The 21,992-nt window shown below is 34.8% G+C and carries 15 protein-coding genes; 14 read left to right on the top strand and 1 reads right to left on the bottom strand.

Going from position 1 to position 21,992, the window contains the following annotated elements; all coding sequences use genetic code 11:
• Positions 1-240: 240 nt before the first annotated feature.
• From ACA31_RS01975 to tuf, 8 genes are all read left to right on the top strand, one after another.
• Complete coding sequence (locus tag ACA31_RS01975) at positions 241-849, top strand: class I SAM-dependent methyltransferase (protein WP_057511707.1); 609 nt, start codon at positions 241-243, stop codon at positions 847-849.
• Between the two features lie 199 nt (positions 850-1,048).
• Positions 1,049-4,600 carry a DNA-directed RNA polymerase subunit beta gene (gene rpoB / locus ACA31_RS01980; RefSeq protein ID WP_057511708.1) on the top strand — a complete coding sequence of 1,184 codons (3,552 nt, stop codon included), beginning with the start codon at positions 1,049-1,051 and terminating at the stop codon, positions 4,598-4,600.
• A 168-nt stretch (positions 4,601-4,768) separates the two neighbouring features.
• Positions 4,769-8,368, top strand: coding sequence for a DNA-directed RNA polymerase subunit beta' (rpoC, locus tag ACA31_RS01985; RefSeq protein WP_172793146.1), 3,600 nt, complete (start codon positions 4,769-4,771; stop codon positions 8,366-8,368).
• A 158-nt stretch (positions 8,369-8,526) separates the two neighbouring features.
• Entirely contained in the window at positions 8,527-8,781 is a 255-nt protein-coding gene (locus ACA31_RS01990) for a ribosomal L7Ae/L30e/S12e/Gadd45 family protein (protein WP_057511710.1), read from the top strand.
• Between the two features lie 95 nt (positions 8,782-8,876).
• The gene (gene rpsL, locus ACA31_RS01995; RefSeq protein WP_057511711.1) at positions 8,877-9,290 is read left to right on the top strand and encodes a 30S ribosomal protein S12; all 414 of its coding nucleotides are present in this window, start codon (positions 8,877-8,879) and stop codon (positions 9,288-9,290) included.
• Between the two features lie 70 nt (positions 9,291-9,360).
• The gene (rpsG, locus tag ACA31_RS02000) at positions 9,361-9,831 is read left to right on the top strand and encodes a 30S ribosomal protein S7 (RefSeq protein ID WP_057511712.1); all 471 of its coding nucleotides are present in this window, start codon (positions 9,361-9,363) and stop codon (positions 9,829-9,831) included.
• Between the two features lie 119 nt (positions 9,832-9,950).
• The gene (gene fusA, locus ACA31_RS02005; RefSeq protein WP_057511713.1) at positions 9,951-12,041 is read left to right on the top strand and encodes an elongation factor G; all 2,091 of its coding nucleotides are present in this window, start codon (positions 9,951-9,953) and stop codon (positions 12,039-12,041) included.
• Between the two features lie 222 nt (positions 12,042-12,263).
• Positions 12,264-13,451, top strand: a complete 1,188-nt coding sequence (tuf, locus tag ACA31_RS02010) for an elongation factor Tu (RefSeq protein WP_057511714.1) — start codon at positions 12,264-12,266, stop codon at positions 13,449-13,451.
• Positions 13,452-13,821: 370 nt separating this feature from the next.
• On the opposite strand, the gene ACA31_RS02015 is transcribed toward tuf, so the two are convergent.
• A complete protein-coding gene (locus ACA31_RS02015; RefSeq protein ID WP_057511715.1) occupies positions 13,822-15,003 on the bottom strand; it encodes a M20 family metallopeptidase in 1,182 nt (393 codons plus the stop codon).
• Between the two features lie 191 nt (positions 15,004-15,194).
• Between ACA31_RS02015 and ACA31_RS02020 the strand changes: the two genes are divergently transcribed.
• The 6 genes from ACA31_RS02020 to ACA31_RS02040 all read left to right on the top strand — a co-directional run bounded on the left by ACA31_RS02020 (position 15,195) and on the right by ACA31_RS02040 (position 21,884).
• The gene (locus tag ACA31_RS02020) at positions 15,195-16,385 is read left to right on the top strand and encodes a glycine C-acetyltransferase (RefSeq protein ID WP_057511716.1); all 1,191 of its coding nucleotides are present in this window, start codon (positions 15,195-15,197) and stop codon (positions 16,383-16,385) included.
• Between the two features lie 345 nt (positions 16,386-16,730).
• On the top strand, positions 16,731-16,904 hold the full coding sequence (locus ACA31_RS13215) for a CDP-glycerol glycerophosphotransferase family protein (RefSeq protein WP_301335867.1): 174 nt from the start codon (positions 16,731-16,733) through the stop codon (positions 16,902-16,904).
• Between the two features lie 245 nt (positions 16,905-17,149).
• Complete coding sequence (locus ACA31_RS02025; protein ID WP_057511717.1) at positions 17,150-17,722, top strand: GNAT family N-acetyltransferase; 573 nt, start codon at positions 17,150-17,152, stop codon at positions 17,720-17,722.
• A 25-nt stretch (positions 17,723-17,747) separates the two neighbouring features.
• Complete coding sequence (locus ACA31_RS02030; RefSeq protein ID WP_057511718.1) at positions 17,748-18,254, top strand: GNAT family N-acetyltransferase; 507 nt, start codon at positions 17,748-17,750, stop codon at positions 18,252-18,254.
• Positions 18,255-18,583: 329 nt separating this feature from the next.
• Positions 18,584-20,938 carry a CDP-glycerol glycerophosphotransferase family protein gene (locus tag ACA31_RS02035; protein WP_057511719.1) on the top strand — a complete coding sequence of 785 codons (2,355 nt, stop codon included), beginning with the start codon at positions 18,584-18,586 and terminating at the stop codon, positions 20,936-20,938.
• Positions 20,928-21,884 (top strand): accessory Sec system protein Asp2, encoded by a 957-nt coding sequence (locus ACA31_RS02040; protein ID WP_057511720.1) that lies wholly within the window; start codon positions 20,928-20,930, stop codon positions 21,882-21,884. Before ACA31_RS02035 ends, ACA31_RS02040 begins: the two co-directional genes overlap by 11 nt.
• Positions 21,885-21,992 lie beyond the last annotated feature (108 nt).

The raw sequence follows: 21,992 nt of genomic DNA on the forward strand, positions 1-21,992 counted from the left end.
AATAATTATATAGTGAAGAGGATACATGCAGCTTAATACATCACTACTTCGGTACGCTGATTTTAAGTTGAATGTATTTTATCTGAAATCTTTGAGAAATGAAAACCCCGTTATTACTATAACGGGGTTTTATCTTATTTGATCTATATCTATGGTTTGCGCGGTGGTTCGACCACAATGTGGCATATGAAATGGGTATAGTATTAATCTAAGAATAATTAGGTTAAAAGAGGTGTAGTCATGAGTCATTATTATGATGAAAATCCTGAAGTAGAAAGTGATGAGTTGCTTTTTACGTACTCCTATGATAACTGTAAATTAGAGCTAGTAACAGATTCAGGTGTCTTTTCAAAAGGAAAGATTGACTTTGGATCCGATTTATTAGTAAAAACTTTTTTGAAAGCATATCCTCCTGGTCCCACTAAACGCATCTTGGATGTTGGTTGTGGTTATGGCCCTATCGGTTTAATGATTGCAAAAACTTCCCCGCATCATGAAGTGACAATGGTTGATGTTAATCAACGTGCACTATCATTATCAAGAAAAAATAGAAAAAAGAACCGTATAGACAATGTGGAAATCAAAGAAAGTGATGGTTTATCACAGGTAGAAGCTGACGCTTATGATTTTATGCTGACTAATCCACCGATTAGAGCAGGAAAAAAAGTCGTTCATAGCATTTTAGAAGACGCATATAAGGTAATAAAGCAGGGTGGCGCGCTTTATGTAGTTATTCAAAAAAAGCAAGGCATGTCATCAGCTAAGCAAAAAATGCAAGACACTTTTAACAATGTAGAAGTCTTAGCAAAAGATAAAGGCTACTACATTTTAAGAAGCACGAAAGCTTGATTTAAAAGTATCAATCTGATATAGTAATAGAATGTAAAAATTTATGTTCAATAAGTGTGTACTTTTACGTGCAAATGAACGATGTATATGAGGTGAAATGGAAAATGGTGTCATTTGGTATGCTACCGTTTTCTTTTTATCTCATTATATTGGCTCATTTAGTAAAAGTAAACACGCAATTTTTGAGGGGTGAATCTGTTTGGCAGGTCAATTTGTCCAATATGGAAGACATCGTAAACGTAGAAACTATGCGAGAATTTCAGAGGTATTAGAATTACCGAATTTAATTGAGATTCAGACTGAGTCTTACGAGTGGTTCTTAGAAGAAGGTTTATTAGAAATGTTTAGAGACATTTCTCCGATTGAAGATTTCACAGGCAATCTATCTTTAGAGTTTGTAGATTATAGACTCGGAGAACCGAAATATGATTTAGAAGAATCGAAAAACCGTGATACAACGTATTCTGCACCTCTACGTGTAAAAGTACGTCTAATCATCAAAGAAACTGGCGAAGTGAAAGAGCAAGAAGTATTTATGGGCGATTTCCCATTAATGACAGATACAGGCACATTCGTAATAAATGGTGCTGAACGTGTAATTGTTTCGCAATTAGTTCGTTCACCATCCGTATACTTCAATGAAAAACTAGATAAGAATGGTCGTACAAACTTCGATGCAACAATCATTCCTAACCGTGGTGCATGGTTAGAATATGAAACTGATGCGAAAGATGTTGTTTATGTACGTATTGATAGAACAAGAAAATTACCATTAACAGTATTATTACGTGCTTTAGGTTTCTCAACTGATCAAGAAATTGTTGATCTTTTAGGTGAAAACGAGTACTTACGTAATACTTTAGAAAAAGATGGCACTGAAAATACTGATCAAGCGTTATTAGAAATTTATGAGCGCTTACGCCCTGGCGAACCGCCTACAGTTGAAAATGCTAAGAGCTTATTATATTCTCGTTTCTTTGATCCAAAACGTTATGACTTAGCTAGTGTGGGTCGTTACAAAGCGAATAAAAAACTTCATTTGAAACACCGTTTATTCAATCAGAAATTAGCTGAACCAATTGTTAATACAGAAACAGGTGAAATTGTAGCTGAAGAAGGTACAGTCTTAGATCGTCGTAATTTAGATGAGGTAATGGATGTACTAGAAGCAAATGCAAATAGTGAAGTATTTGAATTAGAAGGTACTGTTATTGATGAACCTGTTGAGATTCAATCAATCAAAGTATACGTTCCGAACGATGATGAAGGACGTACAACTACAGTGATTGGTAATGCTTTCCCTGATTCAGAAGTGAAATGTATTACACCAGCAGATATTATTGCATCAATGTCATACTTCTTTAACTTGTTAAGTGGTATTGGCTTTACTGATGATATTGACCATTTAGGTAATCGTCGTCTACGTTCAGTAGGTGAGTTATTACAAAACCAATTCCGTATTGGTTTATCAAGAATGGAACGTGTTGTACGTGAGAGAATGTCTATACAAGACACTGATTCTGTTACGCCTCAACAATTAATCAATATTCGTCCTGTTATTGCGTCTATTAAAGAATTCTTTGGTAGTTCTCAATTATCACAATTCATGGACCAAGCTAACCCATTAGCTGAGTTAACGCATAAACGTCGTTTGTCAGCATTAGGACCCGGCGGTTTAACACGTGAACGTGCTCAAATGGAAGTACGTGACGTTCACTATTCTCACTATGGTCGTATGTGTCCAATCGAAACACCAGAGGGTCCGAATATCGGACTTATCAACTCACTATCTAGTTATGCGCGTGTGAATGAATTTGGTTTCATTGAAACACCTTACCGTAAAGTAGATCTTGAAACGCATTCAATCACAGATCAAATTGACTACTTAACTGCTGACGAAGAAGACAGCTATGTAGTGGCTCAAGCGAACTCTGTATTAGATGAAAATGGTCATTTCGTAGAAGACGAAGTTGTTTGTCGTTTCCGTGGTAATAACACAGTTATGGCTAAAGAGAAAATGGACTACATGGATGTTTCACCTAAGCAAGTTGTTTCTGCTGCGACAGCATGTATTCCTTTCTTAGAAAACGATGACTCTAACCGTGCATTGATGGGTGCAAACATGCAACGTCAAGCAGTGCCATTGATGAATCCTGAATCACCATTTGTAGGTACTGGTATGGAGCACGTGGCAGCACGTGACTCTGGTGCAGCAATTGTTGCTAAACATAAAGGCCGCGTTGAACACGTTGAATCTAATGAAATTCTTGTACGTCAACTTATTGAAGAAGATGGACAAGAATACGAAGGCGAATTAGATCGCTACCCATTATCTAAATTCAAACGTTCAAATACGGGTACATGTTATAACCAAAGACCTATCATTTCTACTGGTGATGTAGTGACTAAAGGCGAAATTTTAGCTGACGGTCCTTCAATGGAACTTGGTGAAATGGCATTAGGTAGAAACTTAGTTGTTGGTTTCATGACTTGGGACGGTTATAACTACGAGGATGCTGTAATCATGAGTGAACGTCTAGTTAAAGATGACGTATACACTTCTATTCATATTGAAGAGTATGAATCTGAAGCACGTGATACAAAACTAGGACCTGAAGAAATCACTCGTGATATTCCTAACGTTTCAGATAGTGCACTTAAAAACTTAGATGACCGCGGGATTATATACGTAGGCGCTGAAGTTAATGATGGTGACATCTTAGTCGGTAAAGTAACGCCTAAAGGTGTAACAGAATTAACTGCAGAAGAACGTCTATTACATGCAATCTTCGGTGAAAAAGCACGTGAAGTTCGCGATACATCATTACGTGTACCTCATGGTGCAGGTGGTATTGTTCTAGATGTTAAAGTCTTTAATCGTGAAGAAGGAGACGATACATTGTCTCCAGGTGTTAACCAATTAGTTCGTGTTTATATCGTTCAAAAACGTAAAATTCACGTTGGTGACAAGATGTGTGGTCGTCATGGTAACAAGGGTGTAATTTCTAAACTTGTTCCTGAAGAAGACATGCCTTATTTACCAGATGGTACGCCAATCGATATTATGTTGAACCCACTTGGTGTTCCATCACGTATGAATATCGGACAAGTATTAGAGCTACATTTAGGTATGGCTGCTAAAAACTTAGGTATTCATGTTGCTTCCCCAGTATTTGATGGTGCGAGTGACGAAGATGTATGGTCAACAATTGAAGAAGCTGGTATGGCTCGTGACGGTAAAACTGTATTATACGATGGACGTACTGGTGAAGCATTTGATAACAGAATTTCAGTTGGTGTAATGTACATGCTGAAACTTGCGCACATGGTTGATGATAAATTACACGCACGTTCAACTGGACCATATTCACTTGTCACACAACAACCACTTGGTGGTAAAGCACAATTTGGTGGACAACGTTTTGGTGAGATGGAAGTATGGGCACTAGAAGCATATGGTGCTGCATATACACTTCAAGAAATCTTAACTTACAAATCCGATGATACAGTAGGTCGTGTGAAAACATATGAAGCTATTGTTAAAGGTGAAAATATCACTAAACCAGGTGTTCCTGAATCATTCAGAGTATTGATGAAAGAATTACAAAGTTTAGGGTTAGACGTTAAGATTATGGACGAGCATGACAATGAAATTGACATGCAAGACACTGAAGATGATGATATCGTTGAACGTAAAGTGGATCTTCAACAAAAAGAAGCACCACAATCACAGAAAGAAATTACAGACTAATTGCATTTAAGTTTATAAAAGAATACACCAAGTTAAGGTATAATACATGTTTGTATTTGCCTTAATCTTGGTTATTCCATTATTGATATAGAGCAATCAATCAATTTGCACAGCTAATCTAAATTGAAGGAGGTAGGCTCCTTGATTGATGTAAATAATTTCCATTATATGAAAATAGGACTTGCTTCACCCGAAAAAATCCGTTCATGGTCTTTTGGTGAGGTTAAAAAGCCAGAAACAATTAACTATCGTACTTTAAAACCAGAAAAAGATGGTCTATTCTGTGAGAGAATATTTGGACCTTCGAAAGACTGGGAATGTAGTTGTGGTAAATACAAGCGTGTACGTTATAAAGGTATGGTTTGTGACAGATGTGGAGTAGAAGTAACTAAGTCAAAAGTGCGCCGTGAAAGAATGGGCCATATTGAATTAGCTGCGCCAGTATCACACATTTGGTACTTCAAAGGTATTCCAAGTCGTATGGGTCTTTTATTAGATATGTCACCAAGAGCGTTAGAAGAAGTTATTTACTTCGCTTCTTATGTTGTTATTAATCCAGGTCCAACTGGTTTAGAGCAAAAGACATTATTATCTGAAGCAGAATTCAGAGATTACTATGATAAATTCCCAGGTAAATTCAACGCTAAAATGGGTGCTGAAGGTATCAAAGAATTGCTTCAAGAAATTGACTTAGATGGTGAACTTAAACAACTAAGAGACGAGTTAGAATCAGCAACAGGTCAAAGACTTACACGTGCAATTAAACGTTTAGAAGTAGTTGAATCATTCAGACATTCTGGTAATAATCCAGCATGGATGGTGTTAGATGTACTTCCAATTATCCCGCCAGAAATCAGACCAATGGTTCAATTAGATGGTGGACGTTTTGCTACAAGTGATCTTAATGATTTGTATCGTCGTGTTATCAACCGTAACAACCGTTTAAAACGTTTATTAGACCTAGGTGCTCCAGGCATCATCGTCCAAAATGAAAAACGTATGTTACAAGAAGCTGTTGATGCACTTATCGATAATGGTCGTCGTGGCCGTCCAGTTACTGGACCAGGTAACCGCCCATTAAAATCTCTTTCTCATATGTTAAAAGGTAAACAAGGACGTTTCCGTCAAAACTTATTAGGTAAGCGTGTTGACTACTCAGGTCGTTCAGTTATTGCAGTTGGACCTAGCTTGAAAATGTACCAATGTGGACTACCTAAAGAGATGGCACTAGAACTGTTCAAACCTTTCATCATGAAGGAATTAGTTCAACGTGAAATTGCTACAAACATTAAAAATGCGAAAAGTAAGATTGAACGCATGGATGATGAAGTTTGGGACGTATTGGAAGATGTTATCAAAGAACACCCAGTACTTTTAAACCGTGCACCAACACTTCACAGATTAGGTATTCAAGCATTTGAACCTACATTAGTTGAAGGTCGTGCAATTCGTCTACATCCACTTGCGACAACAGCTTACAACGCTGACTTTGATGGCGACCAAATGGCTGTTCACGTACCATTATCTAAAGAAGCTCAATCAGAAGCACGTATGTTAATGCTTGCAGCACAAAATATCTTAAACCCTAAAGATGGTAAACCAGTTGTAACACCTTCACAGGATATGGTGCTAGGTAACTATTACTTAACTTTAGAGCGTAAAGCATCAGTGAATACTGGTACGATTTATAATGATACAAATGAAGTGTTAAAAGCTTATGCGAATGGCTATGTACATTTACATTCACGTATTGGTGTACATGCTAAATCATTTAATAATCCAACATTTACTGAAGAACAAAACAAAAAAATCTTGTTAACTTCAGTTGGTAAAGTTATATTCAATGAAATCATTCCGGATTCATTTGCATATATTAACGAACCAACACAAACTAATTTAGAAAATAAAACACCAGCTAGATATTTCATATCTGCTACTGAATTAGGAGAAGGCGGATTAAAAGAATACTTCGATAATCAAGAATTAATTGAACCGTTCAATAAGAATTTCTTAGGAAATATTATTGCAGAAGTCTTCAATCGTTTCAGCATCACAGATACTTCTATGATGTTAGACAGAATGAAAGACTTAGGATTTAAATTCTCAACTAAAGCAGGTATTACTGTTGGTGTATCTGATATCGTAGTATTACCGGATAAACAAGAAATTTTAGATGAACACGAGAAATTAGTTGAGAGAGTTACTAAACAATTTAACCGTGGTTTAATCACTGACTTTGAACGTTATAACGCACTCGTAGAAATTTGGACTGATGCAAAAGATCAAATTCAGAAGAAATTAATGGGATCACTTGATAAAACAAACCCAATCTTTATGATGAGTGACTCTGGTGCCCGTGGTAACGCATCTAACTTTACACAGTTAGCAGGTATGCGTGGACTTATGGCCGCACCATCAGGTAAGATTATTGTTGAATTACCGATCACTTCTTCATTCCGTGAAGGTTTAACCGTATTAGAGTACTTTATCTCTACCCATGGTGCGCGTAAAGGTCTTGCCGATACAGCACTTAAAACAGCCGATTCCGGGTACCTTACTCGTCGTCTTGTTGACGTTGCTCAAGATGTTATTGTTCGTGATGAAGATTGTGGTACTGACCGTGGTCTACTTGTTTCTGATATCAAAGAAGGTACAGAAATGATCGAACCATTCATCGAACGTATTGAAGGACGTTATTCTAAAGAAACTGTCCGTCATCCAGAGACTGATGAAGTAATTGTACAACCAGATCAATTAGTAACTGCAGAAATTGCTAAACAAATTACAGAAGCTGGTATTGAATCAATGTATATACGTTCAGCATTTACATGTAATACACGTCATGGTGTTTGTGAAAAATGTTACGGTAAAAACCTTGCTACTGGTGAAAAAGTTGAAGTTGGTGAAGCAGTTGGTACAATTGCTGCACAATCAATTGGTGAACCAGGTACACAGCTTACAATGCGTACATTCCATACAGGTGGGGTAGCAGGTAGTGATATCACGCAAGGTCTTCCACGTATTCAAGAGATCTTCGAAGCACGTAACCCTAAAGGTCAAGCCGTGATTACAGAAATCGAAGGTGTCGTTGATGACATCAAGATTGCGAAAGACCGTCAACAAGAAATCGTTATTAAAGGTGCCAATGAATCTAAATCATATTTAGCTTCAGGTACTTCAAGATTGAAAGTTGAGGTTGGCCAAAGCGTTGAACGTGGTGAAGTTCTTACTGAAGGTTCAATCGAACCTAAGAACTATTTATCTGTATCAGGTTTAAATGCAACAGAAAGTTATCTATTAAAAGAAGTTCAAAAAGTTTACCGTATGCAGGGTGTGGAAATTGATGATAAACACGTTGAAGTTATGGTTAGACAAATGCTACGTAAAGTACGCATTATCGAAGCTGGAGATACTAAGTTACTTCCAGGTTCATTAGTAGATATTCATAACTTTACTGATGCAAACCGTGACGCATTTAAAGAACGTAAACGTCCTGCAACAGCTAAACCAGTCTTACTAGGTATTACGAAAGCGTCTCTTGAAACAGAAAGCTTCTTATCAGCAGCTTCGTTCCAAGAAACAACACGTGTACTTACAGATGCTGCAATTAAAGGTAAACGTGATAACTTACTTGGACTTAAAGAGAATGTTATCATCGGTAAATTAATTCCAGCTGGTACTGGTATGAGACGTTACAGAGACGTTAAATACGACACAGTTTCACCAAATAAAGAAGTTACAGAAGAATCAGAGACAACTAAGATATAATTTTTTACTGAATAAACAAGGTGATCGAGATATTATATTTCGATCACTTGTTTTTTTATATTTTTTGAAGATTTTATCGTATTTAAAGTTGACTCAACAGTAGCTAAGATGTTATTATTATTAAGGTTGATGCAAGCAGAACTTTGGAGGATATTTTAATGTCTAATGAAAAAGTTGCACGCTTTAACAAACAACATCATGTTATTGGACTTAAACAAACGCTTAAGGCTTTGAATAAGAACCAAGTTACATCATTGATTATTGCTGAAGACGTTGAAGTTCATATAATGACTCGCGTGTTAAGTCAAATCAATCATAAACAGATACCTGTTTCATTTTTCAAAAGCAAACAAGCTTTAGGAGAATATGTAGGTATTAATGTTAATGCAACAATTGTTGCATTATTAAAATGAGATTAGTAAGAATAATTCTTACTAAATTTTATTTGCCCTTGAAATGAACCACCTGGATGTGTGGGATTATAAATGATGAGAGGAGGAAACATTCAATGCCAACTATTAATCAATTGGTACGCAAACCTAGACAAAGCAAATCGAAAAAATACGGTTCACCAGCTTTGAACAGAAACTTTAACAGCAAAAAGAAAAAATACACTAGTTTAAACTCTCCACAAAAACGTGGTGTTTGTACTCGTGTAGGTACTATGGCTCCTAAAAAACCTAACTCCGCGTTACGTAAATATGCCCGTGTACGTTTGTCAAACAGTATCGAAATTAATGCGTATATCCCTGGTATCGGACATAACTTACAAGAACACAGTGTTGTACTTGTACGTGGTGGACGTGTAAAAGATTTACCTGGTGTACGTTATCACGTTGTACGTGGTGCGCTTGATACTTCAGGCGTAGATGGACGTAGAAAGAGCCGTTCAAAATACGGAGCTAAAAAACCTAAGAAATAAGTTTAAGATTGCGTAAATTTTCGCTATAAATTAAAAAATTATACTATAATAGGAAGGGAGGATTTACATTATGCCTCGTAAAGGATCAGTACCAAAAAGAGACGTATTACCGGATCCAATCCACAACTCTAAATTAGTTACAAAATTAATCAACAAAATCATGTTAGATGGTAAACGTGGGACAGCTCAAAGAATTCTTTATTCTGCTTTCGACTTAGTTAAAGAACGTAGTGGTCGTGAAGCTGTTGAAGTTTTCGATGAAGCTATCGACAATATCATGCCAGTATTAGAAGTTAAAGCTCGCCGTGTAGGTGGTTCTAACTATCAAGTACCAGTTGAAGTTCGTCCAGAACGTCGTACGACTTTAGGACTTCGTTGGTTAGTTAATTATTCGCGTCTTCGTGGTGAAAAAACTATGGAAGAGCGTTTAGCTAACGAAATCTTAGATGCAGCCAACAATACAGGTGGCGCAGTTAAGAAACGTGAAGACACTCACAAAATGGCTGAAGCTAACAAAGCCTTCGCTCACTATCGTTGGTAGGATAGTAGCTTTATCCCTGAGCATGTTCCATATTGATAGTTTACTATCAAAGGCGCATGCTTAGGGCATCGCCATATTTATAGTATTTATTCGCAGTTATACTGGAAGGAGAAAAATACATGGCTAGAGATTTTAGTTTAGACAGAACTCGTAATATTGGTATCATGGCTCACATCGATGCTGGTAAAACAACTACGACAGAACGTATTCTTTACTATACTGGACGTATCCACAAAATTGGTGAAACTCATGAAGGAGCTTCACAAATGGACTGGATGGAACAGGAGCAAGATCGTGGTATCACAATCACATCTGCTGCTACAACAGCACAATGGGATGATCACCGTGTAAATATCATCGATACACCAGGACACGTAGACTTCACTGTTGAAGTTGAACGTTCATTACGTGTACTTGATGGTGCAGTAACAGTACTTGATGCACAATCAGGTGTTGAGCCGCAAACTGAAACAGTTTGGCGTCAGGCAACAAACTATAGTGTGCCTCGTATTGTCTTCGTAAACAAAATGGACAAAATGGGCGCTAACTTTGAATATGCAGTTAGCACTATTCATGACCGTTTACAAGCTAATGCACAACCAATTCAATTACCAATTGGTGCTGAAGATCAATTTGAAGCAATCATTGACTTAGTTGAAATGAAATGTTTCAAATATAACAATAATGAAGGAACTGAAATTGAAGAAATTGAAATTCCTGAGGATCATAAAGAAAGAGCTGACGAAGCTCGTTCAGCATTAATTGAAGCAGTAGCTGAAAGTAATGATGAATTAATGGAAAAATATTTAGCAGACGAAACAATTACTGTCGCTGAATTAAAAGATGCTATCCGTCAAGCAACAAATGATATTGAATTTTATCCAGTTCTTGTTGGTACAGCATTCAAAAATAAAGGTGTTCAGTTATTGCTTGACGCAGTAATTGATTACCTACCATCACCATTAGACGTTAAACCAATTATCGGTCACCGTGCTGATGAGCCAGAAGAAGAAGTTATTGCAAAAGCTGATGACTCTGCTGAGTTCGCTGCTTTAGCGTTCAAAGTTATGACTGACCCTTATGTTGGTAAGTTAACATTCTTCCGTGTTTATTCAGGACATCTTTCATCTGGTTCTTACGTTCAGAACTCTACGAAGGGTAAACGTGAACGTGTAGGTCGTTTACTACAAATGCACGCTAACTCTCGTCAAGAGCTAGACACAGTATACTCAGGAGATATCGCTGCTGCGGTAGGTCTTAAAGATACTGCTACTGGTGATACTTTATGTGGTGAGAAAAATGACATTATCTTGGAATCTATGGATTTCCCAGAACCTGTTATTCACTTATCTGTTGAACCAAAATCTAAAGCTGACCAAGACAAGATGACTACAGCTTTAGTTAAGTTACAAGAAGAAGATCCGACATTCCATGCACACACAGACGATGAAACTGGACAAGTTATCATTGGTGGTATGGGTGAACTTCACTTAGATATCTTAGTAGACCGTATGAAGAAAGAATTTAACGTTGAATGTAATGTTGGTGCTCCAATGGTTTCATACCGTGAAACATTTAAGCAATCAGCTCAAGTTCAAGGTAAATTCGCTCGTCAATCTGGTGGTCGTGGTCAATATGGTGACGTTAAAATTGAATTCTCACCTAATGAAACTGGTGGCGGTTTTGAATTCCAAAACGCTATCGTTGGTGGTGTAGTTCCTCGTGAATACATTCCATCAGTTGAAGCAGGTCTTAAAGATTCAATGGAAAACGGTGTATTAGCTGGTTATCCTTTAATTGATGTTAAAGCTAAATTATATGATGGTTCATACCATGATGTCGATTCATCAGAAATGGCCTTCAAAATTGCTGCGTCATTAGCGCTTAAAGAAGCTGCTAAAAAATGTGATCCAGTTATCTTAGAACCAATGATGAAAGTAACAATTGAAATGCCTGAAGAGTACATGGGTGACATCATGGGTGACGTAACATCTCGTCGTGGACGTGTTGATGGTATGGAACCTCGTGGTAATGCACAAGTTGTTAACGCTTTTGTACCACTTTCAGAAATGTTTGGTTATGCAACATCATTACGTTCTAACACTCAAGGTCGCGGTACGTACACTATGTACTTTGATCACTATGCAGAAGTTCCAAAATCAGTTGCTGAAGCAATTATCAAGAAAAACAGTGGTAATAAAGCAGAATAATTAAATTTATTTTGTAAGAAAACAGTCTATCTGTTAATTACATGTAAAGCTTAATTATGCAGCTTACAGATTTATCAATTGATTTTTTAGCTGAAATGCATTATAAAGGTACTATATAGTCCTTTATTACAAGTAACAAATATTCTTCTTGTGACAGTGAGTAACTGTCATGAGAGATAAATTTTAAAAATTAATTTTCTAACGAATAGGAGAGATTTTATAATGGCTAAAGAAAAATTCGACCGCTCAAAAACCCATGCCAATATTGGTACTATCGGACACGTTGACCATGGTAAAACTACTTTAACAGCTGCAATTGCAACTGTATTAGCAAAAAATGGTGACGCTGTAGCTCAATCATATGACATGATTGATAACGCTCCAGAAGAAAAAGAACGTGGTATTACAATTAATACTTCTCACATTGAGTACCAAACTGAAAAACGTCACTATGCTCACGTTGACTGTCCAGGTCACGCTGACTATGTGAAAAACATGATCACTGGTGCTGCTCAAATGGACGGCGGTATCTTAGTAGTATCTGCTGCTGATGGTCCAATGCCTCAAACTCGTGAACATATCTTGTTATCACGTAACGTTGGTGTTCCAGCATTAGTTGTATTCTTAAACAAAGTTGACATGGTTGACGATGAAGAATTATTAGAATTAGTTGAAATGGAAGTTCGTGACTTATTAAGCGAATATGACTTCCCTGGCGACGATGTTCCTGTAATCGCTGGTTCAGCATTAAAAGCGCTTGAAGGCGTAGAAGAATATGAAAACAAAATTTTAGAATTAATGGACGCTGTTGATGAATTTATCCCAACACCAGAACGCGATTCTGACAAACCATTCATGATGCCAGTTGAGGACGTATTCTCAATCACTGGTCGTGGTACTGTTGCTACAGGCCGTGTTGAACGTGGTCAAATCAAAGTCGGTGCTGAAATTGAAATCATCGGTATGCAAGAAGAATCAACTAAAACAACTGTTACAGGTGTTGAAATGTTCCGTAAATTACTAGACTACGCTGAAGCTGGCGACAACATTGGTGCTTTATTACGTGGTGTATCACGTGATGACATCTCTCGTGGACAAGTTTTAGCTGCGCCTGGTACTATTACACCGCATACTAACTTCAAAGCAGACGTTTATGTTTTATCAAAAGAAGAAGGTGGACGTCATACTCCATTCTTCACTAACTACCGTCCGCAATTCTATTTCCGTACTACTGACGTAACTGGCGTTGTTAGTTTACAAGAAGGTACTGAAATGGTTATGCCTGGCGATAACGTTGAAATGCAAGTTGAATTAATTTCTCCAATCGCTATCGAAGATGGTACTCGTTTCTCTATCCGTGAAGGTGGACGTACTGTTGGATCAGGCGTTGTAACTACAATTATTAAATAATAAATAATTTCTATCTTTGATAGAGTTTAGGAGTCTCCTTTTTGGAGGCTCTTTTTTATATAGAAGCCCTTATCTCAAGAAGGTATTAGGGCTTCTATATAAAAAAGAGACAAAGGTTATTGTAGACCACCAAAATAATATAACTGAATTAACAAAAATACTAATATAAACAAACAAGCACAATACCAAAAGGACATTGTGCTTGTTTGTTTATATAGATAGTTAGAGAGATTAGGGCATGTTCAAAATTTCATATATGCAAAATGGGATACTTGCCTTGTTGTAGTGAATCACATAAGCGCCACTAATTTATTTCATTCCTAAGTGATTGAGCTAAAGCGCATGCATAAAAACCACTAACGTAACAAAGTTACGAAGTGGTTTTAACAATCACATTTTCGAGTTCTAGAATTTTAAGAAATTGGCTAACGGTGTATTTCATTGCTTTTTCATCAATATTGAAGTTTGGACTATGATGGGGATGTGTGGTATCTTTTTCTGGATTTCCGCACCCTGTTAAGAATAAAGCACCTGGGCGGACTTTTAAGTAATGAGAGAAGTCTTCACCAATCATCATTAATTCTGACTCATTGAATCTTAAGTTAATATCATTTGCTGCTTGTTTAACAACTTCATAGCTATTTGGATTGTTATGAACAGGCAGATAGCCCTTAATATAATCCATTGTGTATGTGATGTCATTTGCCACAGCAAGTCCTTGTAAAAGTTTATCCATTTTAGTCATAACATGTGTTTGAATTTCTGTATCGAATGTACGTACAGTGCCTTTACAAAATGCAGTGTCAGGAATGATGTTATCTGCAGATCCTGCTTGGACCATACCAAAACTGATAACTGCCTGTTTGACAGGATCGATGGTTCTTGAAACGATTTTTTGTGCACTCATAATAAATTCAGCCATGATTACTACAGGATCAATGGTTTCGTGTGGTTTGGCCCCGTGTCCGCCTTTGCCTTGAATTGTAATATTAAATTCATCTGGTGAAGCCATCATTGCACCAGCACGGGAATAAATCGTACCTGTAGGATAACCGCTCCATAAATGGTTTGCGTAAATTTTGTCTACATCTTGTAAACATCCATCATCGATCATTTCTTGGGAACCACCTGGCATCACTTCTTCACCATATTGGAAGATGAGTACCACGTCGCCATTTAAAAATTGTAGATGATCCTCTATAATTTCTGCTACACCTAATAAAGTTGCGGTGTGACCATCATGACCACATGCGTGCATGGCACCTGGATTTTTAGATTTGTAATCAACTTCTGTAAGTTCATCAATAGGTAGTGCATCAAAGTCTGCACGTAATGCTATTGTTGGCCCATCACCACGACCTTTAAAAGTCGCAACAATACCATTGCGACCTACGGGTGTACGTATCTCACATGACAATTGACTCAATTGATTTTGAATATAATCATGGGTATGATATTCTTCGAACGATAATTCAGGATATTGATGTAAGTACCGACGTACTTGTATCATTTTACTTTCTTTTTCTTGAGCTAGTTGAAACCAATCAAACAACTTCAACCCTTCTTCCTTAGTCATTTTTATTCAGTATACCATTTAAAATAACTTAACTGTACCAGTAATGATTAGCGTACAAATTCATTTGTGTAAAACGCTTTCTTTTTAATTATTATTCTACTTCCATGTAATTAAAAAATAGGTTATGATTAACTTAAACACAATGACAATCCAAAGGGGGACTTGCAGTGGTACAATCACTACATGGCTTTTTAGATGAAAATATTCAATATTTAAAGGATAACGGGTTATATAATGAAATTGATACAATTGAAGGTGCGAACGGGGCTGAAATTAAGATCAACGGGAAGAATTATGTTAACTTATCTTCGAATAATTATTTAGGACTAGCAACAGATGAAGATTTAAAACAAGCTGCGAAAGATGCTATTGATACACATGGTGTTGGTGCAGGTGCAGTACGTTCAATTAATGGTACATTAGATTTACATGATGAATTAGAAGGAAAATTAGCGGAATTTAAAGGAACAGAAGCAGCAATTGCTTATCAATCAGGTTTCAACTGTAATATGGCGGCAATTTCTGCTGTTATGAATAAACATGATGCAATTCTTTCAGATGAATTAAACCATGCTTCTATTATAGATGGCTGTCGTTTATCTAAAGCAAAAATTATTCGTGTAAACCACTCAGATATGAAAGACTTACGTGCAAAAGCAAAAGAAGCAGTAGAGTCAGGTCAATATAATAAAGTCATGTACATCACTGATGGTGTATTCAGTATGGACGGTGATGTTGCGAAACTGCCAGAAATCGTTGAAATCGCTGAAGAATTTGGCTTAATTACTTATGTTGATGACGCACATGGTTCAGGCGTGATGGGTAAAGGTGCAGGCACAGTAAAACATTTTGGATTACAAGATAAAATTGATTTCCAAATGGGTACGTTATCAAAAGCGATTGGTGTTGTAGGCGGTTATGTAGCTGGTACAAAATCACTAATTGATTGGTTAAAAGTACAATCAAGACCATTCCTATTCTCAACATCATTAGCGCCTGGAGATACTAAAGCTATCACTGAATCAGTGAAAAAACTAATGGCCTCTACAGAATTACACGATAAACTTTGGGATAATGGTAATTATTTAAAAGCTGGGTTAAAAGAACTTGGATTTGATATTGGTAACTCAGAAACACCAATCACACCAGTTATTATTGGTGATGAGAAAGAAACACAAGCATTCAGTAGTCGTTTGAAAGACGAAGGCATCTACGTGAAGTCAATTGTCTTTCCAACTGTTCCTAAAGGTACTGGACGTGTTCGTAACATGCCAACAGCTGCGCATACGAAAGAAATGCTAGACCAAGCATTAGCTGCGTTTGAAAAAGTAGGCAAAGAACTAGGAATAATTAAATAGTTATTAATTAAACTTGAGCCTGAGTCACCCATATGTGTCTCAGGCTCAATCATTATGGGGGCCGGAAGATGAAATCAAATTTTGATTTTCTCTCCCGCGCTCGTTTTTTTATGAACAGAAAGGGAATAAATTGACGATAACATATGGAAACGAGCAGGGAGTTCATTGTCGTTTAAAGTCTTGTTATAGGATTTAACACGTTTGGGCGTTTGTTTATTTTGAATCAATGGTCTTTCTAATAACAGAAAAGTACTTTTAAAGATTTTTCAAAAATGACTCTTAATATAATTAATAAAACGATACTTCTAGCATTAATGTGTCGATTTTCATATTACATATATCAATATCCCTAATCAATTTAGTTATAAAGATATCATTAGTAATACCAACTTATTAATCACAGATGTATCGTCTATCGCATTTGATATTGCTTATTTAAGAAAACAAAAAATTTATTATCAATTTGACGTTGATGAAATTGATACATATTCAGTGTATACTCCAGTCTATTTTAACTAGGAACAAAACGGTTTTGGTCCTGTAACTTATCATGTAGTTTCATTAGTAAAAGAAGTCGCTAAAATTAGAAAAAATAATTTTAAAATGAGCAAGTTTTACTTAAGAAGAAGTGCGATGTTCTTCAAATATCATGATCAACACAATAGGCAATAAACTATAGCGTTAACATCGTAGTGAAAGATACGCTTTCATAGTGGAAAATGTTATAGTTTAGATAACAGATGGCGGTATGAAGGGGATTTTAGATGACAAATAATTTAGGGTTGCATTTTACTACACAACGCCTTATCATTAGACCGTTGGAAGAAAATGATTACGATACATGGTTGCGTGGTTTTGTAAATCGCAAGCCGTCTCAATTTAAATATGATAGAGGCCAAGTAGACATGTCACATGCGACTGAACCTTGGTTTGCAGCACTTATAGTAAGGCAGCAACAAGCCATTGAAGCAGATGATTTATACATCTTTGGAATTTTTGATAAAGAGATGAATCATTTAGGGATGCTTGATATTAAAAACTTAAGCCGAGACAATTTCCAGTGGGCTGAAATTGGTTATTTTATTCATAATCAGTACTGGAATCAAGGTTTTGCTTATGAAGCGGTGATAGAATTAGTTGAACAAGCGCGAGATACACTGCTTTTTCATAGACTTGAAGCACATATCAATATAGATAATGTGCCTTCAATCGGTTTGATTGAAAAAGTAGGCTTTCAATTCGAATGTGTGCGCAAAGGCTTTATATTTGAGAATGGCGAATGGACAGATCATTATGTGTACTATTTAAATACACACAACGAAATCATAGATGAGTAATAACTTAGAAGGAAGGAGTGTCAACATGGTTGAATTTAGAGAATTAACAATGGGTGACGAAGCATTATATTGTGATTATATGAGAGAATGGATTGATCATGATGAGAAGGTAGTGCCTGAGATTACGAATATTACGAAATATAGTAATTTTGAAGAAATAGTTCATGAATTAGCAGATAACAAATCACACGATGAATCTGTAGATAATACGACATTGTTTTTAATAGATGATGATGAAATCATCGGTGCTGCCAATATTCGTCATAACTTAAACGATAGACTAAAAAAAGTCGGCGGCCATGTTGGCTACGGCATTCGTAATAAACACCGTGGCAAAGGTTTTGGCAATAAGTTGTTGAAGAAATCTTTAGACTACTTATCAAGAATTGGTGTTCAAGAAGCTTTGATTACTTGTGATCAAGATAATGAAGTTTCCATAGCTGTCATTAAACATAACGGTGGCGAAGAAATTGAACCATCTACATTAGATGATGGTACAGTCATACGTCGTTTCCAAATTGAGATAGCATAAAAGCATAAAAACAGAATAACAGAATAACAGTTAGAAGGAAGAGAACGTAATTTATTACGTTCTCTTTTTGTTGTGTAAAAACTCATTTTAAGAGTTATAATATAATTTAACAATATATTATTATTAATATATTAAGTATTAATAATAAATAATATAAAAATGCCTTTATATGTAATGATAACTTAATGTAAAATTTATTTAAAGATTGTAGATTTAAATGTTTTAGTACAGTATAATGGACGTAGTTTTTAGATGAGCGGAAAGGGAAAATAACAACTTAAATTACAGTGGAACAAATGGGAAATACTGAGTGAACGAAAGGTGAGTTAATGAATATTAATATTTTGGGGCATAATATTTTTGCCAAAGGAGGAACATCTAGAAGCAACATAAACTTAATAAAATCATTCTTAAATAATGGTCATCACATAAATTATTTCAATACACTAGATTTTAAAGATGATGAAATTACACGTTTGATTATCCATGAAAACATTGATAATACAAATTTAAATATATTGAAATTTGATAAAATAGATGAAATAGCAGTTGGGAATTTATTGATTATAACGAGGGAAGAATTATTCGTTTGTGCAAAAGACGTCAAGAACAAAAACCAGGCCATTAAAATTATTGGGGAAATACATGGTCCGTTAGAGTATATTGATGAAACTATAGATTTATCTTTAGATGTCATTGATAGTATTAGAGTTAGTACCGAAGGCATTAAAAACAAATTTATCAATAAATATAATTATGAGTCGGTATTCTATCAATATGTTAATGCAGAACACATAGATATTAAAGAGAAACCAATTAATACTAAAAGAAATTTCTTAATTAAAGCTAGATTTGAAGATAGTATTAAGGATATATCATATGTGATTAAGTTGATGAATTATATCGTTAAAAATACAAAACGAAATGATATACAATTATATATTATAGGTTATGGCCCCTCAGAGATTTTATATAAAAACCTTGTGAATTATTATGATTTACAAGGTAATGTTCATATAAATGAGAAAGAACCGTTTAACTATATTTATATATCTTCATCACCTTATGAAACATTAGGCTATTCTATTTTAGAAACAATTGCTCATGGGAATAGAGCATTAGTATACCCTGGTAATGATAATGTATTACAAGAAGTTTATTCAAAATACTATGCTGTTCAATTTTTAGAAAAAAACATTATAGATGATAGTGAAATCTTAATATCATTGATTGACAGTAAATATACGCAACAAGAAAGAAATGTTGATTTAGAAAATTTAAATAAAGAATTTATTGATAGTGAATATAGTGAAAAATATATAGCTAATTTTAACCAAGCTGCAAAAGGCCATTCGTTAGATATTAAAAAATATAAAGGCAAATACACTTTCAAATCTAAAAACAAAATTGAAAAACTAAATAGCGGTAAAGTATTATATAAAAAGTTAAAGGAAAAGCCATTTTTAAGTAGAATCTTTAAAAATGAATTTTTCTTCAGTAGATTTAAAAATTATTATAAAAAAAGAAACGAAAAGCTAAGTAAGAAATTATTAGATAACATTACACCACAAGAAAACAAAGTGTTTATTGAGTCATTTCATGGTAATAATTTTAGCGGGGATCCGAAATATATTGCCTTGAGTATACAGAAAAATTATAACGAAAAAGAAATTTTTGTGAGTTCTTCTAATTCATTAGTAGATATTGAAATTAGAAATTATGGGTTCACTCCTGTAAGATTTGGTACACAAAATTATATTGAGAAATTCAGACATTCTAAGTATATCTTTATGAACGGTAATTCATGGGACAAAGTATATAAGCATAATGATCAAGTGTTTATTCAAACATGGCATGGTTTTCCGTTGAAAAAAATGGTCAACGATTTAAGTGACGAAACTGAAAAGACAACCCAATTGATGCAATTTAAACCTCGTATGATGAAATGGGACTATTTAATTACTTCTTCGAATACTAATACAATGCTTCTCAAATCTGCATTTCCGTTGAAAGAAAATCCAAATTTAAACATTTTACCGTATGGTGCACCTAGAAATGAATATTTAATTGAAAATAATAATTGTGAAGAAAGAAAGAGATTGCAAAGAAAATATTTATTTACAGTTAATGACGATAAAAAATATGTCTTGTTTTGTCCTACTTGGAGAAAAGATGAAAGGGAACATCTGACAAGTATTGATTTAAAAAAATTACTAAGTCACTTGCCTAAAGAATACGAAATTATCATTAAATTACATCCTAATGAGGGGATGCTGAGAAGTAAATATAATAATTTAGATGACAGGATTCACTGTTTTTATAATGAATTTGTAGATATACAAGAGCTATATATACTATGTGAATCTATGATAACAGACTATTCGTCAACCATTTTTGACTTTGCACATTTAAACAAACCTATATTACTTTTACAAGAAGATGCAGAAGTGTATCAAAAAGATATTGGTTTTTATTTCGATATTTTTGAATTAGGAAATTTCCCGATTGCATCGTTAGATGAATATAAACTAGCACTTCAAATTAAAAGTATTGACCACATAGATTACACAAATTTAATTGTTCGTTTAATGACGGATGATAAAATAGGTACTGCGCAAAATATACTGACTGAAGTATTTAATGATGCTACTGAAAAAGGAACTGATAAGAATAATGGGAACTGATATTATTTATAATATTAATGATAAAATAAAATTTGATGGAAATAAGCGGATCTTAATTGATACAGGAAGTAAATACAATTATATAGAAACAGTAAGAAAGAATCCCGACTTACATGAAAATTATAAAACAATATTAAAAAATGATTATATTTTGTACTTCCATCAAGATACTATTTCTAAATTTTATAAAAGAGAATATGTAAATGAGTTATTTCAAAGGAAAGATTTAAAAAAGTATAATAATGTATTTTATACACTAGATGAGCCAATAGGTAGAAAAATAAATAGTAAAGCAGCTAAGAAACTATTAGTAATATTTACGTGTATGCCTAATTTAAAAGAATACGATAGTTCACTAATGCCTAAGCGTATGTTTCCTAAGTTTTTTGATGGTATAGAAAGAAGTTTAGTAAAAAACGTTTATACTATGAGAATTATGGATTTAAATATTTCTCATGGTTCACATTATATTAGCACAAGCAATTATCCAGAATATGAAGAAGACGTTCAAAAAGCTATATTAAATGCTAAGGATAAATTAGGTATCAAAGATGAGAATGTTGTATTGTATGGTGGATCAAAAGGTGGTACAGGTGCAATTTATCATGGTGCTGCTTTAGACTATAAGACACTTGCTGTTGACCCTATAGTGAATATTGGTGGAAGTTTAGCACAAAAAGATAGAAGGTTTATGAAAGGTTTAAGAAAAGAGGATTTAATTCCTTCGATAGATTATAATTTAAGACAAAGTAATAAATACAAGAAAAATGTGATTTGCTGTGAAAATGTAAAATTATATTTCGAACAAACAGATCGTATAGATGATAGTTTAATAAATAAATTAAAATTAGAAGATGATACGATTGTTAATCACCCTGACGTTTCTAGAAACAGCGTGCCCGAACAATTGATGATATTAAATGAATTGTTGTTAAATAAGTCATAATTAAAAACTAAATAATAATATTAAAAAACGAAGGTAAATTAACTTGATAGTCCTTCGTTTTTTAATTTTTTTTAATAATGTAACCGCAAACATAAATAAAAGACTTAG

The sequence above is a fragment of the Staphylococcus sp. NAM3COL9 genome (assembly GCF_001431205.1).
Taxonomy (GTDB): domain Bacteria; phylum Bacillota; class Bacilli; order Staphylococcales; family Staphylococcaceae; genus Staphylococcus.